This is a genomic window from Ornithinimicrobium jinqii, from assembly GCF_045032595.1.
Lineage (GTDB): Bacteria > Actinomycetota > Actinomycetes > Actinomycetales > Dermatophilaceae > Ornithinicoccus.
Genome location: NZ_JBJFZS010000023.1, coordinates 1 through 17846 on the forward strand (window position 1 = coordinate 1; position 17846 = coordinate 17846).

15 protein-coding genes and 1 tRNA gene are annotated in these 17846 nt (G+C 69.7%); 7 read left to right on the forward strand and 9 right to left on the reverse strand.

Annotation, left to right across the window (positions count from 1 at the left end; all coding sequences use genetic code 11):
• On the reverse strand, positions 1–1568 hold a 1568-nt coding region (locus ACI3ET_RS11225), incomplete at its 3' end, for a BCCT family transporter (protein ID WP_405033135.1).
• 155 nt (positions 1569–1723) lie between these two features.
• Positions 1724–3184, reverse strand: coding sequence for a 30S ribosomal protein S1 (gene rpsA, locus ACI3ET_RS11230; RefSeq protein WP_405033136.1), 1461 nt, complete (start codon positions 3182–3184; stop codon positions 1724–1726).
• Positions 3185–3349: 165 nt separating this feature from the next.
• Here rpsA and ACI3ET_RS11235 point away from each other — a divergent pair, with 165 nt between their 5' ends.
• The 5 genes from ACI3ET_RS11235 to ACI3ET_RS11255 all read left to right on the forward strand — a co-directional run bounded on the left by ACI3ET_RS11235 (position 3350) and on the right by ACI3ET_RS11255 (position 8324).
• Entirely contained in the window at positions 3350–4180 is an 831-nt protein-coding gene (locus tag ACI3ET_RS11235; protein ID WP_405033137.1) for a class I SAM-dependent methyltransferase, read from the forward strand.
• A gap of 124 nt (positions 4181–4304) precedes the next feature.
• Entirely contained in the window at positions 4305–5600 is a 1296-nt protein-coding gene (locus ACI3ET_RS11240; protein WP_405033138.1) for a branched-chain amino acid ABC transporter permease, read from the forward strand.
• Positions 5601–5610: 10 nt separating this feature from the next.
• On the forward strand, positions 5611–6588 hold the full coding sequence (locus ACI3ET_RS11245; RefSeq protein ID WP_405033139.1) for a branched-chain amino acid ABC transporter permease: 978 nt from the start codon (positions 5611–5613) through the stop codon (positions 6586–6588).
• A gap of 136 nt (positions 6589–6724) precedes the next feature.
• Positions 6725–7531: an ABC transporter ATP-binding protein gene (locus tag ACI3ET_RS11250; RefSeq protein WP_405033194.1), complete on the forward strand. Its 807-nt coding sequence runs from the start codon at positions 6725–6727 to the stop codon at positions 7529–7531.
• Positions 7524–8324: an ABC transporter ATP-binding protein gene (locus tag ACI3ET_RS11255; protein ID WP_405033140.1), complete on the forward strand. Its 801-nt coding sequence runs from the start codon at positions 7524–7526 to the stop codon at positions 8322–8324. The genes ACI3ET_RS11250 and ACI3ET_RS11255 overlap by 8 nt, the downstream gene beginning before the upstream one ends.
• Positions 8325–8406: 82 nt before the next feature.
• On the opposite strand, the gene ACI3ET_RS11260 is transcribed toward ACI3ET_RS11255, so the two are convergent.
• Positions 8407–9708 carry an ABC transporter substrate-binding protein gene (locus tag ACI3ET_RS11260; RefSeq protein WP_405033141.1) on the reverse strand — a complete coding sequence of 434 codons (1302 nt, stop codon included), beginning with the start codon at positions 9706–9708 and terminating at the stop codon, positions 8407–8409.
• 173 nt (positions 9709–9881) lie between these two features.
• On the reverse strand, positions 9882–12581 hold the full coding sequence (polA, locus tag ACI3ET_RS11265) for a DNA polymerase I (RefSeq protein ID WP_405033142.1): 2700 nt from the start codon (positions 12579–12581) through the stop codon (positions 9882–9884).
• Positions 12582–12599: 18 nt separating this feature from the next.
• On the opposite strand from polA, the gene ACI3ET_RS11270 reads away from it, so the two are divergent.
• Positions 12600–13052 (forward strand): PaaI family thioesterase, encoded by a 453-nt coding sequence (locus tag ACI3ET_RS11270; RefSeq protein ID WP_405033143.1) that lies wholly within the window; start codon positions 12600–12602, stop codon positions 13050–13052.
• A 23-nt stretch (positions 13053–13075) separates the two neighbouring features.
• Positions 13076–13846 (forward strand): DUF554 domain-containing protein, encoded by a 771-nt coding sequence (locus tag ACI3ET_RS11275; RefSeq protein WP_405033144.1) that lies wholly within the window; start codon positions 13076–13078, stop codon positions 13844–13846.
• Between the two features lie 9 nt (positions 13847–13855).
• Here ACI3ET_RS11275 and ACI3ET_RS11280 read toward each other — a convergent pair whose 3' ends face one another.
• From ACI3ET_RS11280 to ACI3ET_RS11300, 5 genes are all read right to left on the reverse strand, one after another.
• Positions 13856–14452: an ANTAR domain-containing response regulator gene (locus ACI3ET_RS11280; RefSeq protein WP_405033195.1), complete on the reverse strand. Its 597-nt coding sequence runs from the start codon at positions 14450–14452 to the stop codon at positions 13856–13858.
• 149 nt (positions 14453–14601) lie between these two features.
• A tRNA-Leu gene (locus tag ACI3ET_RS11285) sits at positions 14602–14684 on the reverse strand.
• Positions 14685–14734: 50 nt separating this feature from the next.
• On the reverse strand, positions 14735–16192 hold the full coding sequence (pyk, locus tag ACI3ET_RS11290; protein ID WP_405033145.1) for a pyruvate kinase: 1458 nt from the start codon (positions 16190–16192) through the stop codon (positions 14735–14737).
• 40 nt (positions 16193–16232) lie between these two features.
• Positions 16233–17093 (reverse strand): prolipoprotein diacylglyceryl transferase, encoded by an 861-nt coding sequence (lgt, locus tag ACI3ET_RS11295; protein ID WP_405033146.1) that lies wholly within the window; start codon positions 17091–17093, stop codon positions 16233–16235.
• A 23-nt stretch (positions 17094–17116) separates the two neighbouring features.
• Positions 17117–17845, reverse strand: coding sequence for a DsbA family protein (locus tag ACI3ET_RS11300; RefSeq protein WP_405033147.1), 729 nt, complete (start codon positions 17843–17845; stop codon positions 17117–17119).
• Position 17846: the final 1 nt, after the last annotated feature.

The window sequence follows — 17846 nt, forward strand, 5'->3', positions numbered from 1 at the left end:
AGCGCGGCCCGCTCCAGGCGGGCCGCGCTGCGCGCCTCAGCACCCAGCGCCTTCGCGGTCGCCACGCACATCAGCACCATGACGACGCTGAACGGCGCGGCGACGAGGATGGCCAGCACCTGCAGGGCCGTGAGGCCGAGCTCGGCCCCGACGGCAAGGATGACGACGGCCGCGATGAGGCCCTCGACCACCGCCCACACCACCCGGGACCAGACCGGAGGATCGGGGTGGCCGCCGTGGGAGATCATGTCGACCACGAACGACGCCGAGTCGGAGCTGGTGACGAAGAAGACGACGATGACGAGGATCGCCAGCCCGGACAGGATCGCGGTGCCGGGAACGAGCTCGAGCATCTGGAAGAGAGCGACGTTGGTCGCGACGCCACCGTCGTCGTCGATGAGCGAGCCGCCGCCGAAGCGCTGCTCCCACAGCGCGGTGCCGCCCATGACCGAGAACCAGACGAAGGTCACCAGGGTCGGGACGAGCAGCACGCCGGCGACGAACTCTCGCACCGTGCGCCCGCGGGAGATGCGGGCGATGAAGATGCCGACGAAGGGCGCCCAGCTCATCCACCAGCCCCAGTAGTAGGTGGTCCACCCGCCGAGCCAGGACTCGCCGTCCGTGCCGTAGAACGGCAGGGTGCGGAAGCTCAGGCCGAAGAAGTTCTGCAGGTAGGAGCCCAACGACTGGACGAACTCGCGTAGCACGAACAGCGTGGCCGGCCCCAGGAGCAGCACGGCGAGCAGCAGCACGACGGCCAGGCCCATGTTGAGGTTGGACAGCCACTTGATGCCCTTGTCGACACCGGAGACGACCGAGATCGTGGCGATGGCGGTGATGCCGGCGATGAGGCCGACCTGCAGTCCCGCGGTGTCCTCGGCGATCCCGAGGAAGTCCAGACCACCGGCGACCTGGGCGACACCGAAACCGAGCGAGGTGGCGACCCCGAAGACGGTGCCGACGATCGCCACCACGTCGATGACGTTGCCGAGCCAGCCCTGCACCCGGTCGCCCAGGAGCGGCTCCAGGGCCCAGCGGATGCTGACCGGGCGGCCCTTGCGGTGGACGGCATACGCCATCGCCAGGCCCACGACGACGTAGATCGCCCAGGCGTGCAGTCCCCAGTGGAGGAAGGTGCGGTTCATCGCCGACTGCGCGACGGCCTCCTCGGTGCCGGAGGCCACGTCCGGCGGCGGTGCGGCGAGGTGCCACAGTGGCTCGGCGACACCCCAGAAGACCAGACCGATCCCCATGCCCGCGGCGAAGAGCATCGCGAACCAGGAACCCATGGCGAACTGGGCGGGCTCGTCGTCGCGACCCAGGACGACGTCCCCGCGCCGCCCCACGGCCATCCACACCGCGAAGAACACGAAGCCGGTGACGATGAGGACGTAGTACCACCCCAGCCCGTTGATCACGGCGGTGTTGCCGTCGGAGACGAACTGGGCGAAGCGCTCGGGGAGGGCGAGCGTGAGGACGACGAACAGCGCGATGACGGCCATCGACGGATAGAAGACCCAGGCCTTCGGGGAGCGGGCGTACCGCTGGTCCGGCGGGGTGTTGGTCACGGGTGCAGACACGGCAGATCAGCCCTCGGGGACATCGGGGGAAGGGGACGACCGTCCACGGTGTCACGACCTGCCGTAGCGGCACAAACCCAGCACGCGGAAGGGCCCGCCTCCCCGAGGGGAGACGGGCCCTGCCGTGCTCGTCGAGCCGGTGCTCAGTGACCGGTCAGCTTCTCCCGCAGTGCGGCGAGCGCCTCGTCGGAGGCCAGCGTGCCGGCCGCCTCCTCGGAGTCGGAGGAGTATGACGTGGTCGTCGTCGCGGGGGCGACCTCGACACCACCCTCGTCGGTGCCGGCCTCGGCAGCCTTCTCGACCTGCGTCTTGTGGGCCTCCCAGCGCTCGTGGGCGGCGGCGTACTCCGTCTCCCACTTCTCGCGCTGGGTCTCGAAGCCGTCGAGCCACTCGTTGGTCTCGGGGTCGAAGCCCTCGGGGTACTTGTAGTTCCCCGCCTCGTCGTACTCCGCGGCCATGCCGTAGAGGGTCGGGTCGAAGTCGCCGGTGACGGCATCGTTGGCCTGCTTGAGCGACAGCGAGATGCGGCGGCGCTCCAGGTCGATGTCGATGACCTTGACGAAGACGTCGCCACCGACGGTGACGATCTGCTCCGGCAGCTCCACGTGGCGCTCGGCCAGCTCGGAGATGTGCACGAGGCCCTCGATGCCGTCCTCGACGCGCACGAACGCACCGAACGGGACGAGCTTGGTGACCTTGCCGGGCACGACCTGGCCGATGGCGTGGGTGCGCGCGAAGGTCTGCCACGGGTCCTCGAGCGTCGCCTTCAGCGACAGCGAGACACGCTCGCGGTCCATGTCGACGTCGAGGACCTCGACGGTGACCTCGTCACCGACCTCGACGACCTCGCCCGGGTGGTCGATGTGCTTCCAGGACAGCTCGGAGACGTGCACGAGGCCGTCCACGCCGCCACCGAGGTCCACGAAGGCACCGAAGTTGACGATGCTGCTGACCACGCCGGAGCGGACCTGGCCCTTCTGCAGCTCCTTGAGGAAGGTGGTGCGGACCTCGGACTGGGTCTGCTCCAGCCAGGCGCGACGGGACAGGACCACGTTGTTGCGGTTCTTGTCCAGCTCGATGATCTTCGCCTCGATCTGCTTGCCGACGTAGGGCTGCAGGTCACGGACGCGACGCATCTCGACGAGGGAGGCGGGCAGGAAGCCGCGCAGGCCGATGTCCAGGATCAGGCCGCCCTTGACGACCTCGATGACGGTGCCGGTGACGACGCCGTCCTCCTCCTTGACCTTCTCGATCGAGCCCCAGGCGCGCTCGTACTGCGCGCGCTTCTTGGACAGGATCAGGCGACCTTCCTTGTCCTCCTTCTGGAGGACGAGCGCCTCGACCTGGTCGCCGACGGAGACGACCTCGGAGGGGTCGACGTCGTGCTTGATGGCCAGCTCGCGCGAGGGGATGACACCCTCGGTCTTGTACCCGATGTCGAGCAGGACCTCATCCCGGTCGACCTTGACGATGATCCCCTCGACGATGTCTCCGTCGTTGAAGTTCTTGATCGTCGCGTCGATCGCCGCGAGCAGGTCTTCCGCAGATCCGATGTCGTTGATCGCGATCTGGGCGATGGCCTTGTCGGCCGTGGTGGCAGTCATGTAGTAGGGGCTCCGATTGTGGACAGGATGAGTGACGGATGTGTAACTGTGGTTTCGCGAGACAGGCACGCACGAGCGCACGCGACGCGCCCTGCCAGCCTATCCGTCCGGCCCACCCGGGTCAAAGCGCTGCCGGGGACGACGCCGGGCTGCCAGACTGACCTGGTGACCACCCCCCCGTCGCCCGACCGGGTCACCCGGCGCACGGTGGCGCACGACGACGCCGTCCGCGCCGGCCGGTCCTGGTGGGACGCCGAGGCCGACGCCTACTACGCCGAGCACGGTGACTTCCTCGGCGACGCCGAGCTGACGTGGGGACCGGAGGGGTGGACCGAGGCCGAGCTCGGGCTGCTCGGACCGCTCGAGGGCGCTGACGTGCTCGAGGTCGGTGCCGGGGCCGGGCAGGGGTCGCGCTGGTGTGCCGCACAGGGGGCGCGGGTGCTGGCGACCGACGTCTCCGGCGGGATGCTGCGGGTGGGTCGTCGGATCGACACGGGTATGCCGCACCGCGCGGGTGCGGCCTACCTCCAGTGCGACGGGGCCCGGCTCCCCCTCGCCGACGCCTCCTTCGACGTGGTCTTCACCGCGCACGGCGTGCTCTCCTTCGTCCCGGACCTCGACCGGGCGCTCCGCGAGTGGCGCCGCGTGCTCCGGGACGGCGGTCGCTGCGTCTTCTCCCTCTCCCACCCCCTGCGGTGGGCCTTTCTCGACGACCCGGGGCCGGAGGGGCTGACGGTCGCCCACTCCTACTTCGACCGGCGCGCCTACGTCGAGGAGACCGCGGGGGGACGGGCGACCTACAGCGAGCACCACCGCACCCTCGGCGACCTGGTGCGCGCGGTGACGCAGGCCGGCCTGTGCCTGGTCGACCTCGTCGAGCCGGAGTGGCCTGCCGACCGCGACCACGTCTGGGGCGGGTGGAGCCGGCTCCGCGGGGAGCTGATCCCCGGAACCGTCATCCTGGTCTGCACCACGGGTCCGTCCCCGACCTGCTAGATCACGATGTGGACACGCTGGAGCACGAGCCTGTTCCGCGCGACCCCAGCCTCGCCTATGCTTCCCCCACGCTCGCAGCGACGCAGCGTACCCGTGACCGTGACCCACCAGGTTTGGAGGAGAAGTGCCGTACGCTTCCTCGACCCGGGACGTCCGTCGTGCCCAGCGCCCCGGACAGCTGCTCTGGCTCCTGCTGGCGACGTTCTTCCTCGTGCTCGTCCCCACCTCTGTGCAGGCTACCGACACCGTCTACACCATCCCCGGCAACGTCAAGTACGACGGCGAGCCGCTGGCTGACGTCCGCATCGTGGTCACCGGTGAGGGATTCGAGGAGGAGGGCCTGACGGACGAGAGGGGCCAGTTCCGGATCGAGGTCACGGACCGGGAGGCCACCTACGAGATCTTCCTCGACGAGAGCACCCTGCCGGAGGGGATCGTCGTCGACGGGGAGAACCCGCGCCCGACCGAGTTCGGCGCGCAGTCGTTCCGGCCGGTGAACTTCTTCCTGGGCGAGGGGGTGCGGGAGACCGTCAGCTTCTCGGACCAGTTCGTCGAACGGCTGGTCAACGGCGTCAACTTCGGTCTGATGCTCGCCCTCGCCGCGATCGGCCTGTCTCTCGTCTTCGGCACGACGGGGCTGAGCAACTTCGCGCACGCCGAGATGGTGACGTTCGGCGCGATCGCCGTCCTGGCGCTGGCGGTCTTCCAGGGGCTGAGCCTGTGGATCGCCATCCCGCTGGCGGTGCTCCTGAGCGCCGCGTTCGGCTGGGGACTGGACGTCGCGGTCTGGAAACCCCTGCGGAAGCGCGGAGTGGGCCTGGTCCAGGTCATGATCCTGTCGATCGGTCTGTCGCTCTTCCTCCGCTACATCTTCCAGTTCTTCATCGGCGGTGGCACCCACCAGCTCCCTGGCATCGGTGGGCCGAAGCACCAGATCCTCGGGCCGGTCCGGCTGTCCACCGTCGACATGGTGAGCATGGGGGTCTCGGTGGCCATCCTCGGTCTCGTCGCGTGGTGGTTGCTCTACACCCGCGTCGGGAAGGCCACCCGGGCGATCTCCGACAACCGCTCGCTGGCCGCGGCCACCGGCATCGACGTGGACCGGGTGACCAACTACGTGTGGATCCTCGCCGGTGCCCTCGCCGGGCTGTCCGGCATCCTCTGGGCCTACTTCCGGCCCGGCATCAAGTGGGACATGGGCACCCAGCTGCTCCTGCTGATGTTCGCCGCTGTCACCCTCGGCGGCCTCGGCACCGCTTTCGGGGCCCTCATCGGTGCGCTGGTCGTGGGGATCCTCGTGGAGATCTCGACGCTGTGGATCCCCTCCGACATGAAGTACGTCGGTGCCCTCCTGGTGCTGATCCTCGTCCTGCTGGTCCGCCCGCAGGGCATCCTCGGACGACGCGAACGAATCGGATAGGTGGGCTGACATGGACTGGGGAGCTATCCTCACCAACACGCTGGCGTTCATGATGTCGGCCGAGACGATCGCCTTTGCGCTCGCCGCCATCGGGCTCTCGATCCACTTCGGGTACGCCGGGCTTCTGAACTTCGGGATGGCCGGGTTCATGGCCATCGGTGCCTACGGCTACGCCATCTCCATCCTGAGCTTCGGCTTCCCGTGGTGGGCGGCGATGATGGTCTCGGTCGTGGGCTCTGTCGTCTTCGCCCTGATCCTGGGCATCCCGACCCTGCGTCTGCGTGCGGACTACCTGGCGATCGTCACCATCGCGGCCGCCGAGATCGTCCGCCTGCTCTTCACCACGCAGGCCTTCGACGAGTACACCAACTCCGCGGACGGACTGGGCAACTACCACGCGAGCTTCCGTGCCGCCAACCCGCTTCCTCCTGGCGACTACGGGTTCGGCCCCTGGCAGTACAACCACGAGCAGTGGTGGGTGCGCATCTTCGGCTTCCTGCTCGTGGCGCTCGCGGTGCTCATCACCTGGCTGCTGATGCGGAGCCCGTGGGGCCGGGTGATCAAGGGCATCCGGGAGGACGAGGACGCGGTCCGGGCGCTCGGCAAGAACGTCTTCCTGTACAAGATGCAGGCCCTCGTCGTCGGTGGGATCTTCGGGGCTCTCGGCGGCGTCGTGCTGTCGCTGCCGTCGGCGGTCGTCCCGTCCGTGTACATCACCAGCCTGACGTTCTTCGTCTGGACGGCGCTCCTGCTCGGTGGTGCCGCGACGATCTTCGGCCCGGTCCTCGGTGCGGTCCTGTACTGGGCGATGCTGGCCTTCCTCTCAGGACTGCTGCCCGCCCTGGCGGCGGAGGGGACCCTGCCCATCTCACCGGTGCAGGCGGGGGTTCTCCGCTACATCCTGGTCGGCCTCATGCTGATGCTCCTCGTCGCCTTCCGACCTCAGGGACTGCTCGGGAACAAGAAGGAGATGACCTTTGTCAAGTGACCAGCCCCCCACCTCCTCCGAACCGGAGCACGGGATCCTCGCGGACGACGACGTCGTTCCCAGCCTGACCCCGGAGAAGTCGACCGGGTTGCACGAGGGCGACGTCGCCCCGGGCGTGGCCAAGGTCGACCCCATCATGGTGGCCGACCACATCAGCCGCACCTTCGGCGGGTTGACCGCGGTCGACGTCGAGCACCTGGAGATCCCGCGCAACGCCATCACCGCCCTCATCGGGCCCAACGGTGCCGGAAAGACCACCCTGTTCAACCTGCTCAGCGGGTTCGACAAGCCGGACACGGGGGCGTGGTCCTTCAACGGCACGGCCCTGGCGGGCATCCCGGCGTTCAAGACCGCGCGGATGGGGCAGGTGCGCACCTTCCAGCTCACCAAGGTCCTGGCCCGGCTCACGGTCCTGGAGAGCATGAAGCTGGGCGCGACCGGCCAGCGGGGCGAGCGGATGCTGGCGGCGATCTTCCCCTTCCTCTGGCGCGACCAGGAGAAGGCCATCGAGGCCAGGGCGCTGGTGCTGCTCGAGCGGTTCAAGCTCCTCGAGAAGAAGGACGACTACACGGCGTCCATGTCCGGGGGGCAGCGCAAGCTCCTCGAGATGGCTCGCGCCCTCATGACCGACCCAGAGTTCGTCCTGCTGGACGAGCCGATGGCGGGGGTGAACCCCGCGCTCACCCAGTCGCTGCTCGACCACATCATCGGGCTGAAGCGGGACGGTATGACGGTGCTCTTCGTCGAGCACGACATGCACATGGTGCGCCACATCGCCGACTGGGTCGTGGTGATGGCAGAGGGAAAGGTCGTCGCCGAGGGTCCGCCGGAGACGGTCATGCGGGACCAGGCTGTCGTGGACGCCTACCTGGGCAGCCACCACGACGCCGACCTCGGCGTGATCACCGGTCGTCACCAGCCCGAGGAGGGGCAGCATGTCTGAGCACCCCGGGCCACAACACCCTGCACCGGAGCACCGCCCCGGAGCCACGTCCTCCACCGACACCGCCGACGATCGGCCCCTCGTGGTCGAGGTGGCCTCGGTCACGGCCGGTTACCTGCCTGGCATCAACATCCTGCACAACACCAACCTCACAGCTCGTGAGGGTGAGATCGTCGGCATCATCGGCCCCAACGGCGCCGGGAAGTCGACCCTGCTCAAGGCCATCTTCGGGCTGGTGAAGGTGCGCGAGGGTCAGGTCCTGCTCCACGGCGAGGACATCACCAACCTGCGCGCCAACGAGCTGGTGGCCAAGGGGGTGGGCTTCGTCCCCCAGACGGAGAACGTCTTCCCGACGCTGAGCATCGAGGAGAACCTGCAGATGGGGCTGTACCAGCGCCCCAGGGCCTACCCCGAGCGGCTGGCGTTCGTGCTCGAGGTCTTTCCCGTCCTCAAGGACCGCCTCAAGCAGCGCGCGGGGTCCCTGTCCGGCGGTGAGCGGCAGATGGTGGCGATGTCCCGCGCCCTGATGATGGATCCGCACGTGCTCCTGCTCGACGAGCCGTCCGCGGGCCTGTCGCCCGTGCGGCAGGACGACGCCTTCATCAGGGTCTCGGACATCAACAAGGCCGGGGTGACCGTCGTCATGGTGGAGCAGAACGCGCGGCGCTGCCTCCAGATCTGCGACCGCGCCTACGTGCTGGACCAGGGTCGGGACGCCTACACCGGCTCCGGCCGCGAGCTCCTGCACGACCCCAAGGTCATCAGCCTCTACCTCGGCACGCTCGGGCAGTAGCCCCGGTCGCAGCGGGTACGACGAGGCCCCGCCCACCATCTGTGGTGGACGGGGCCTCGTGTCGTGCCCGAGGTGCAGCGCGTCAGTTGAGGCGCGCGTACATGTTCTCGGCGTCGTACTGGTAGATGCCGATGGTGGCCTCGGTCGGGTCACCCTTCTCGTCGAAGGTGATCGGACCGGACGGGCCGTCCCAGTCGACCACGCCGCCGTCGACGACGATCTGCAGGGCCGTGGCGACGTCGGTCGCCTTCTCGCCCCCGCCGGAACCTCCGGAGACCTCCTGCATCTTGCTCGCGATGTCCGCGCCCTCGGCGGAGCCGGCGGCCAGAGCGGCCAGCGCGTTCAGGACCACGGCGTCGTAGGACTCACCGGCGTAGGAGTAGTCCTCCAGGGGGTCGTTGCCCTCAGCCTCCCAGTTCTCGTTGAGGCGGGTCTGGAAGTCGTCCTCCAGGGCCGGACCGGGCAGGGTGCCCTTCGAGCCCTCGAGGATGCCGGCGTCGAGCTGGTCGCCGTAGTTCTTCAGGTTTCCGTCGACGAAGTACAGGTTGCCGGTGTCCACGCCGGCCGCACTGAGTGCGGGGACGATCGTGACAGCCTCGTCGAAGGTGATGAGCACCATGGTGTCGGCGTTCGCCGCCGTCAGGGTACTGATCTGGGCGTCGAAGGTGGTGTCACCGGTGTTGTAGGACTCGCTGGCCACGACCTCGCCGCCGGCAGCCTCGAAGACCTCGGTGAAGGCTCTCTCCAGGCCGGTGCCGTACGCGTCGTTGATGTAGAGGATGGAGGCCGTCTGGTTGCCGTCCTCGGCGACCAGGTTGCCCAGGACGTCGCCCTGGAGCAGGTCGGAGGGGGCCGTGCGCCAGTACAGGTTGTCGTCGTCCCAGTCGGTGAAGTCCGGCGAGGTGTTGGCGGGCGAGATCTGCAGCACGCCGGCCCCCGTCACCTCGTCGATGAAGAGCTTGGAGACGCCGGACGAGGCAGCACCCACGATCACGTTCACGCCGGCGGACAGCAGCTGCGGCACGGTCGTGGCGTAGGCCTTGTTGTCGGTGTCCCCGGAGTCGCCGTAGGTGACCTCGACCGTGATGCCGAGCCCGGCGTCGTTGATCTCCTTGGCCGCCAGCGAGACACCGGCCTCCTCGGGCGGGCCGAGGAAGGCGAGGTTGCCCGTCTGGGGCAGGACGGTGCCGACCTTGAGGGTCAGGTCGCCCTCGGCGCCCCCAGCGGCAGGCTGGCTCTGGGTGCTGTCGTCCGTCTCGGTGTCGTCCCCCGCAGTGTCGTCGTCCCCGTTGCCGCAGGCCGCGAGCACGAGAGACGAGGCGGCGACCGCGGCGAGCGCGCGGGTGGTCACGGACCTGCGCGAACGAAGAGAGGTTGAGCTCATGTTGCTCCTCAGGGTCGTGGTGACGACGTCCTGCCGTCACCGTGTGCCCTGAACGTAGGTCCCCCGGATGACCGGCACAAGGGTTCGATCGACGCCGACCAGGGATTGTGCCCACATCGTTACCCTTCCGCGACCTGCCCCTACGGCAACCTCAGCGAGCTGATGCCGCTCGGTCAGTGGGCCGCCTCGTGCCAGCTCCGACCGACCCCGACGCTGACGTCGAGCGGCACGGTGAGGGTGGCGGCGGCGCCCATCTGCTCGCGGACGATCCCCTCCACCTCTGCGGCCTCGCCCGGGGCGATCTCGAGCACGAGCTCGTCGTGCACCTGCAGGAGCATCCGGGACCGGACACCGGCAGAACGCAGCGCCTCCTCCGTGCGCAGCATGGCGACCTTGACGAGGTCGGCCGCCGAGCCCTGGATGGGTGCATTCAGCGCCATCCGCTCGGCCATCTCCCGCCGCTGGCGGTTGTCGCTGGTGAGGTCGGGCAGATAGCGGCGTCGGCCGAGCAGGGTCTCGGTGAAGCCGCTGCGCCGTGCCTCGGCGACGACGTCGCGCAGGTAGTCGCGCACCCCCCCGAAGCGCTCGAAGTACTCGTCCATCAGTTCCTTGGCCTCCCCCGTCGAGATGCCCAGCTGCTTGGACAGCCCGAAGGCGGACAACCCGTAGGCCAGGCCGTAGCTCATCGCCTTGACCTTGGAGCGCATGGCCGGCGACACCTCACCCGGCTCGACGCCGAAGACGCGGGACCCCACGAACCGGTGCAGGTCCTCCCCCGTGCGGAAGGCCTCGATGAGGCCCTCGTCCCCGGACAGGTGGGCCATGATCCGCATCTCGATCTGGCTGTAGTCGGCGGACATGAGCGACTCGAAGGGCCCGTCCGCGTCGCGGCCCACCACGAAGATCTCGCGGATCCGACGCCCCTCCTCGGTCCGGATCGGGATGTTCTGCAGGTTGGGCTCGGTCGAGCTCAACCTCCCGGTGGCGGCGATGGTCTGCTGGTAGGTCGTGTGGATGCGTCCGTCGTCCGCGACCGACTTGATCAGTCCTTCCGCGGTCACCCTGAGCCGGGTCACGTCCCGGTGCCGCAGGAGCGCCCCCAGGAACGGGTGCTCGGTCTGGGCGTGGAGCGCGGCGAGGGCGTCGGCGTCGGTCGTGTAGCCGGTCTTGGTACGACGGGTCCTGGGCAGGGCCAGGGTCTCGAAGAGCACCACCTGCAGCTGCTTGGGCGAGCCGAGGTTGACCGTGTCGTCGCCGATGGCGTCCCAGGCGTCCTGCTGCGCCTGCGCCATGGCGTCGGCGAACTCCGCCTCCAGTCGCTCCAACGCGGGGAGGTCGACGGCGATGCCGGCCTGCTCCATGCCCAGCAGCACCTCGACGAGCGGGAGCTCGACGTCCCGGAGCAAGGACTGCTCCTCCTCGTCGGACAGCTCGTCGTCCAGCGCGATCGACAGGTCGTGGACCGCCCGGGCGTGGACCATCGCCGAGCGGGCCGCAGCCGGGTCCCCCGGCTCCTCACCGAGGCCCAGCTCGAGCTGGCCCTGCCCGTCCGGCTCGTCGTCGAGGCGCAGCTCGCGCCTGAGGTAGCGCAGGGCCAGGTCCGCCAGGTCGTAGGAGCGCTGGTCCGGTCGCACCAGGTAGGCGGCGAGCGCCGTGTCGCTCACCACCCCGCGCACGGGCAGACCGCGGGACCCGAGAGAGCGGAGCTGCCCCTTGGCGTCGTGCAGCACCTTCTCCCGCCCGGCATCGGCAAGGAAGTTGGCCAGCGCGCGCTCACCGTCCGCGTCCAGGTCGAGGAGGTCGACGTAGGCGGCGTGCTCGGCACCGGCCAGGCCCACCGCTGTCGCCTCCCCCGGACCAGTTGTCGTCCGCGGTCCCGCGTGGACGACGAGCGCCACCCTGGCCCCCACGCCGGCGTGCTCGTCCAGCCACGGGCCGAGCTCTCCCGGACCAAGACTGCGACCGGCGACCTCGATGCCCTCCTCCGCCTCGGTCTCGGCCGACTCCAGGGTGGAGAACAGGCGGTCGCGCAGGACGCGGAACTCGAGGCCGTCGAAGACGCGGTGGACCTCCTCGCGGTCCCAGCCGCGCACCGCGAGGTCGTCGATGCTCACCGGGAGGTCGACGTCACCCACCAGCTGGTTGAGTCGGCGGTTGCGCAGCACCTGGTCGAGGTGGTCGCGCAGCGCCTGCCCCGCCTTGCCGGTCAGCCGGTCGGCGTGGTCGACGATCCCGGCGAGGTCGCCGTACTGCCCCAGCCACTTGGCGGCGGTCTTGGGTCCGACGCCGGGCACGCCCGGCAGGTTGTCCGAGGACTCCCCCACCATCGCGGCGAGGTCGCTGTAGAGCTCGGGGCGCACGCCATACTTCTCCTCCACCTTCTCCGGGGTCATCCGCCACATCTCGGAGACCCCGCGCACCGGGTAGAGGAGCGTGGTGAGCTCGTCGACCAGCTGGAAGGCGTCGCGGTCGCCGGAGCAGATGAGCACCTCCATCCCCTGCTCGCGCCCCTGCGAGGTCAGGGTCGCGATGACGTCGTCGGCCTCGAACCCGTCGACCTCGACGTGGCTGATGCGCAGGGCGTCGAGCACCTCCTTGACGAGGTCGACCTGCCCCACGAACTCGCTCGGCGTGCTGGCCCGGCCCGCCTTGTACTCGGCGTACTGCTCGGTGCGGAACGTCTGCCGTGAGACGTCGAAGGCGACGGCCAGGTGGGTGGGTGCCTCGTCACGCAGGACGTTGATGAGCATGGAGGTGAAGCCGTAGACCGCGTTGGTGCTCTGCCCCGTCGTCGTGGAGAAGTTCTCCACGGGCAGGGCGTAGAACGCACGGTAGGCCAGCGAATGTCCGTCCAGCAGCAGCAGTCGACTCACTCTGGCAGCCTATGTCCCATGACCGACAGCCCCCACCCCGTCCCTCCGCCCGGCCTCCTCCCGGAGGTTCTCGGCCTGACCCCGGACATGCTCGCGGGTTCGCTGGCGGGACGCATGGGTATCGAGGTGCTCGAGGTGGGCGCCGAGCGCTCGGTCGCGCGGATGCCGGTGGCAGGGAACACCCAGCCCTACGGGCTTCTGCACGGAGGCGCCTCGGCGGCGCTCGCCGAGACCGTGGGCTCGCTGGCGGCCGCGACGCATGCCGGGAAGGGACGGATCGCGGTCGGGGTGGACCTCAGTGCGACCCATCACCGCGCCGTCCGGTACGGGTTCGTCACCGCCGTCGCCACACCCCTGTCCCTGGGGCGATCCATCGCCTGCTACGAGATCGTCGTGACCGACGACGAGGGACGTCGTGTGTGCACGTCGAGGCTGACCTGCGCCCTGCGGGACCGACCGCCGGGGGCCTGAGCCTCACGCCTACGCTGTGCGCCATGGATGGTGCCTTCCCCGGTCTCGGGACCGTGGTCAACGTGGTGGCGGTGCTGGTCGGAGCCGCTCTGGGCATGGTCGCCGGCCATCGGCTGCCGTCCCGGGTGCGGGACGTGGTCACCGACTGTCTCGGTCTGGTGACGCTGCTGGTCGCCGGCCTCTCGGCCCTCGACGTCACGTCGCCCGCGCTGGAGGAAGCCGTCGGGTCCGGCGTGCCCGTGCTCATCGTGCTGGGCAGCCTGCTCCTCGGGGGGATCGTCGGAACGCTCCTGCGTCTGGAGGAGCGGCTCGAGTCGTTGGCCGGCCTCGTGCAGCGGTGGGTCGCGAGGACGGGTGACGGGCGCGAGCACGGACACGCGGAGCGTGAGCGCTTCATCGAGGGCTGGCTCACCGCGTCGCTGCTGTTCTGCGTCGGACCGCTGACGATCCTGGGCTCGCTGTCCGACGGGCTGGGCCGGGGCATCGACCAGCTGGTGCTGAAGTCGGCCCTCGACTTCTTCGCCTCCGTGGCGTTCGCCTCGACGTTCGGTGTGGGCGTGCTGCTGTCGGCCGTCTCGGTGGCCGTCGTGCAGGGCGGCCTGACCTTCCTCGGCGTCACCCTCGGCGCGGTCGTCCCGGACGCCCACGTGGCAGCGCTCACGGCCGTCGGGGGGCTGCTCCTGGTCGGGATCGCCTTCCGGCTGCTGCAGATCAGGCAGATCCCGGTCGCGGACCTGCTGCCGGCTCTGCTGGTCGCGCCGGTGCTCGTCAGCCTGGTCTCGGCGCTCGGGTGAGCGCAGACACTACTTCGAGGGCATCCCGGCGATGACGGCGTCGGCGACCTCGCGCATGGAGAGCCGACGGTCCATGGCCGCCTTCTGGATCCAGCGGAACGCGTCACCCTCGGTGAGCTTGAGCTGTGCCATCAGCAGCCCCTTGGCGCGGTCGACCCGCTTGCGGGTCTCGAACCGCTCCCCCAGGTCGGCGACCTCGGACTCCAGCGCCTTGCGCTCGGACCACCGGGCGCGGGCGATGTCGATCGCCGGCAGGACGTCGGCGGCGCTGAAGGGCTTGACGACGTAGGACATCACCCCGGCGTCACGCGCCCGCTCGACCAGGTTCTTGTCGGAGAACGCGGTGAGCATCACGACGGGGGCAAGGCCCTCCTTGCCGATCTGCTCGGCCGCGGAGATGCCGTCCATCCCGGGCATCTTGATGTCCATGACGACCAGGTCGGGGTGCGTCTCGTGGACCAGGGCCACCGCCTGCTCGCCGTCGGCGGCCTGACCGACGATCTCGTGCCCCGCCTCGGTGAGCATCTCCGCCAGGTCCATGCGGATGAGCGCCTCGTCCTCGGCCAGGAGGATCCGCAGCCCGCCCTCGGCGTGGGCCCCGGACATGGGGGTCGCCGTCTCGAGCGACGGGTCGGCAGGGGTCTCTGCCGTCTCGCCTGGGTCCGTGGTCGGGGTCTTCGCGTCGGTCACGGAAGGCAGCCTATCTGTGCGGGCGGAACTCCGACCAGTGCCAGTCCGGACCGGAGCGTGCGACGTGCCGGGAGCGGGACTTGAACCCGCACGCCCTTGCGGGCAGAGCATTTTGAGTGCCCCGTGTCTGCCGTTCCACCACCCCGGCGTGGGAGGTCCACGGACCGGGACAGCATACCCTCCCGGTCCGTGCCGGCCTCACACGACGGGGTCGTCGTTGTAGGCCGGCGCTCGTCCGAAGACGGCGTCGCCCACGCGGTGCAGACGCAGGGCGTTGGTGGTGCCCGAGACCCCGGGAGGGGAGCCTGCGACGATCACCACGAGGTCGCCGCGCTTGCACCGTCGCTCGCGCAGCAGCGCCTCCTCGACCTGCATCACCATCTGGTCGGTGTGCCAGACGAACGGGACCAGGAAGGTCTCGACCCCCCACGTGAGGGCGAGCCTGGACCGGGTCGACTGCTCGGTGGTGAAGGCCAGCATCGGCACGGCCGGACGCATCCGCGCCATCCGCTGCGTGGTGTCACCCGTCTGTGTGAAGGTCACCAGGTACTTGACGGAGTCGAGGGCCTCGGTGATGGAGATCGCCGCCCGCGTCACCGCTCCCGCCGGAGTACGGGGCCGGGTCTGGATGCCGGCGATGCGGTGCAGACCGTGGTCCTCGGTGCTCGCGATGATGTTGGCCATCGTCTCCACGGCCCGGATCGGCCAGGCACCCACCGAGGTCTCTCCCGAGAGCATGATGGCATCGGCACCGTCGAGAACCGCGTTGGCGCAGTCGCTGGCCTCGGCGCGGGTCGGCCGGGGGTTCTCGATCATCGACTCCAGCACCTGGGTGGCGACGATGACCGGCTTGGACTTCTCGCGGCACATCTCGATGGCGTCCTTCTGGACCAGCGGCACCAGCTCCAGCGGCAGCTCGACCCCGAGGTCGCCGCGCGCGACCATGATGCCGTCGAAGGCCTCGACGATCTCGGCGAGGTTCTCGACGGCCTGGGGCTTCTCGATCTTGGCGATGACCGGCAGCACCCGGCCCTCGTCCTCCATGATCGTGCGCACGTCGTCGTAGTCGGCGGCCGACCGGACGAAGGACAGGGCAACGAAGTCGACGCCGGTGCGCACCGCCCAGCGCAGGTCCTCCTCGTCCTTGTCCGACATGGCCGGGACGCTGACGGCCGTGCCGGGCAGGTTGATGCCCTTGTTGTTGGACACCTCGCCGCCCACGACGACCTCGGTCACCACGTCGGTGTCGGTCACGGCGGTGGCGCGCAGGTGGACCTTGCCGTCGTCGATGAGGAGGTCGTCACCCACGTGGACGTCACCGGGCAGCCCGGCGTAGGTCGTGCTGACCTCGCTCTGCGATCCGGGGACCGCCCGCGTGGTGATCGTGAAGGTGTCGGTGGGGGCCAGGGTGACCGGTCCGCCCACGAACCGACCGGTGCGGATCTTGGGTCCCTGCAGGTCGGCGAGCACCGCCACCGCGTGCCCGGTGGCGTCACCGGCGCGGCGGATGTCCATGTAGCGCTGGTAGTGCTCGTCGTGCGAGCCGTGGGAGAGGTTGAGGCGGGCGACGTCCATCCCCGCCCGGACGAGGGCCTCGATCTGGCCGTAGCTGGACGTTGCTGGGCCGAGGGTGCAGACGATCTTGGCGCGACGCATGGGGGACAGCCTAGTCGTGCCCGCAGGGGTGCGCGGGACGCTAGGAGGTGCTCTGCGCGACCGCGGCCGGGCCCCGCGCAGGGAGGTCGCCGACCCGGCCCCGCCACAGGTAGACGGCCAGACCGAGAGCGAAGATGGCGACCGAGACCCAGACGTTGACCCGTTGCCCCAGGACGAGCTGTGCCGGGTCCGTGCGCATGATCTCGAAGAAGAACCGCCCGAGGGTGTAGCCCATGAGGTAGAGGCCGAAGACCTGCCCACGGGCCAGCCGGAGCCGCCGGTCGGCCAGCAGGATGAGGACGGCGACCACCAGGCACCACAGGGACTCGTAGAGGAAGATCGGCTGGAAGGTGCCGAGCACCACGGCCTCGCCGTCGGCGTCCCGCACGGCCTGACCCCCGGACATGTCGTGGATCTGGACGGCCCACGGCGCGTCCGACTCGCCGCCGTAGAGCTCGTTGTTGAACCAGTTGCCCCACCGTCCGAGGGCCTGGGCCACGAGCAGCCCGGGGATGGCCGCGTCGAGGAGGTCGACGAAGACGTGTCCGTGGCGACGCGCTCCCCACCATGCGCCGAGGGCGCCGAGGGCCACCGCCCCCCAGATCCCCAGTCCTCCCTCCCAGATCTTGACGGCGTCCCACAGGTTGCCGTCCTCGCCGAAGTAGGGCCACGGGCTGGACACGACGTGGTAGAGCCGGCCTCCGATGATGCCCAGGACGATGGTCGGCACGGCGACGTCGTAGATCTCCTGGCCCGTGCCGCCCCGGGCCCGCGACCGGTGCGAGGTCATCCACAGGGCCACGAAGATCCCCAGCAGGATCGCCATGGCGTAGCCGCGCAGGGGCAGCGGACCGAGCCACCAGACCGCGTCCTCGGGGCTGGGGATGGCGGTCGACGGCACGAGGCCTGCCGGCAGGCCCGGCATCAGGAGTGGGCCTCGATGACGCCGTCCAGGGCGCTCGGGTCCCCCATGAGGGCCTGCATCTCCTCGTTGCTGATGGTCTCGCCGTTGATCACCACGGTCGGGGTGCCGGTGACCCCGTCCTCGTTGGCGCGCTGCTGCATGGCCTCGACGTAGTCCGCGTGCTCGAGGTTCTCGGTGCACGACGCGAAGGTCTCCAGCGCGTCGCCCGTGATGCCCGAGTCCTCGCCCCACCCGAGCAGCTGCTCGTCCGTGAACCCGACGCCCTCCTCCTGCGGCTGACCGGCGTAGACGGCGGCGTGGAAGGGCAGGAACGCCCCTGCGTCGTCGGCGCACAGGGCGGCGTTGGTGGCGCGGGTCGAGGAGTCGTTGCGCAGCGAGCCGTCGAGGAAGGACATGATCTGGTAGGTCACGTTGATCTCGCCCGCCGCGATCCTCTCGGTGAGCCCCTCGCCGATGGACCCCTCGAGGACGCCGCACCAGGGGCACTGGAAGTCTTCGTAGACCTGGATCTGGGGGACGTCCGCGTCGCGGCCCGGCCCGACGCTGATGCCCCCACCGTTCTCCAGCGCGTTCGAGGATCCCGCCGCGTCGAGGTCGCTGCCGCGGGCCGCAGCCCAGACGAGCGCCGCGATCAGCGCCACGATGAGGACGACGACGCCGCCGATGAGGGCCATCGACGGACCGCCGGACCTGACCGGCGTGACCTGGGGTGCGGGGGGGCGTGGCATG